2 protein-coding genes are annotated in these 2075 nt (G+C 33.3%); one reads left to right on the top strand and one right to left on the bottom strand.

The genetic code is table 11. The features are described from left to right. A partial coding sequence (locus tag EC396_RS12350) for a Mur ligase domain-containing protein (RefSeq protein WP_240665702.1) occupies positions 1–523 on the bottom strand: 523 nt, incomplete at its 3' end. Between the two features lie 200 nt (positions 524–723). Between EC396_RS12350 and EC396_RS12345 the strand changes: the two genes are divergently transcribed. Further along, positions 724–2064 carry a hypothetical protein gene (locus tag EC396_RS12345; RefSeq protein ID WP_129366959.1) on the top strand — a complete coding sequence of 447 codons (1341 nt, stop codon included), beginning with the start codon at positions 724–726 and terminating at the stop codon, positions 2062–2064. Positions 2065–2075: the final 11 nt, after the last annotated feature.

The raw sequence follows: 2075 nt of genomic DNA, 5'->3' as shown, positions 1-2075 counted from the left end.
GAAATTTTGGTCGCATATCTATTGGGCTCGATAAATATTCATCTCCTTCTAACACCATAAATTCATTATCAGAAGTTAAATGTACCATGGTATCAAAACCATCTAATTGTGCACCTACCATATAATCTACATCCATATTATGATAATTTAGCACGTGTAAAATCATAGAAGTAATGGTTGTTTTCCCATGAGAGCCACCAATTACAACACGTGTTTTATCTTTAGACTGTTCATATAAAAACTCTGGATATGAATATATTTTCAGACCCAATTCCTGTGCTTTTTTTAGCTCAGGATTATCGGGTTTTGCATGCATTCCTAAAATTACAGCATCCAAATCTGATGTGATTTTTTCTGAAAACCATCCAAAATCACTAGGTAACAAACCTTTATTTGCCAACCTTGTTTTTGAAGGTTCAAAAATAGCATCGTCACTTCCTGAAATAGTATACCCTTTTTCTTTCAAAGCCAGGGCTAAATTATGCATAGCACTACCTCCTATTGCTATAAAATGTATATTCATATATTATAATTTTTAACATCAAATGTAAGTAATCTCCTAAAAAAAACACGATGAATCAACTTTATTTTCAACAAATTTACACAGAAACATCATACTTCAAAAAACAACTTATTCATCTAAAATTGAATAAAATTAACTATTTTTGATATACCAAACGATTTCATTTATTCGAAATCAAAAAACTAACCAATACCCAACTAATGAAAAAAGAAAAATTTTCATTGAATATTAATACAATATTATTATTCTTTGTTTTAGCCTTTTTAAGTCATGAACTGACATATTCACAATGTGTAAATCCAACCCCAATAGGAAATACTTCTCAAATTTTTTGTGATAGCAATGAACCTAAAATTGAAAATTTTATAGTTTCTGGTGGTGAAATTGCATGGTTTGATGCTCCTTCTGGAGGAACTCAGTATGATAAATTACTCCGTTTAGAAAATAACAAAACCTATTATGCAGATGATATTACAGGTGGAAGTTGTAGCCCAAACAGACTTGCTGTTACCGTAACAATTAATGGAACACCTCCAACAAATACTTACTCTATTATAGGTGTTTGTGCCGATGAAAATGCTACAATAGCAGATTTACCAGCAACTGGTACAAATATTGAATGGTATGATGCCAAAACTGGTGGCAACTTACTTTCAGACTCAACCCCACTGGTAAATGGGGTAACTTATTATGTACAGCAAACCGCAAATGGATGTACTAGTAAAAGATTGGGAACTGCCGTTATTTTAATTGCTCCAGAAACGCCTACCGTGGCTCCAACACAAACATTTTGTGCTACTTCCAATCCTACTGTAGATAATTTAAAAGCTATAGAAAACAATGTTATTTGGTACGAATCTGAAATGGCATCTCTACCTTTAGATATTTCAACAGCCTTAATTAATGGTGAAGATTATTGGGCAACTCAAGAAAGCGTTGGTTGTGAAAGCTTAGAAAGAGCTAAAACAACAGTTTTTATTGACACCCCTCCAAATGCAGGAATAAGTTCATCATTAAACGAGTGCGAAATTGATTTAGTTACAACTAATTTATTTGATAAATTAGGAGGAAGTCCTGATATTACTGGTGTTTGGACAGGGCCAAGTTCTCTATCTGGTGGTTACTTAGGTACTTTTGAACCTGGTGTTAATAGCTCTGGAACATACACTTATACTGTTAAAAGTAGTTTAGGTGCTTGCCCTGATGCATCCGCTAATGTAGCAGTAGTAATCGAAGTAGTTACTCCTCCAACAGGTCCTACAACTCAAACTTTCTGTGAAATTGAAAATCCAACTGTTGACAGTTTAAGTCCTAGTGGAAATAACATCAATTGGTACGATAGTGATAATGCTACAATTCCTTTAACTAAAACAGCTGCTTTGGTTGATGGTAAAGTTTATTACGCTACAATAACAAATACTACTGGTTGTGAAAGTGTTTTACGATTAGAAGTTACTGCTAACATTGAAAAGCCTTTACTCCAACAGGACCAACAACACAAACTTTTTGTGAAATTGACAATCCAACTATTAATAGTTTAAGTCCTAGTGGA

The organism is Lutibacter sp. HS1-25 (assembly GCF_004121075.1).
Classification (GTDB): Bacteria; Bacteroidota; Bacteroidia; order Flavobacteriales; family Flavobacteriaceae; genus Lutibacter.
The sequence above is the reverse complement of the archived record's forward strand: the minus strand, read 5'-3'. Positions and strand labels throughout refer to the sequence as shown.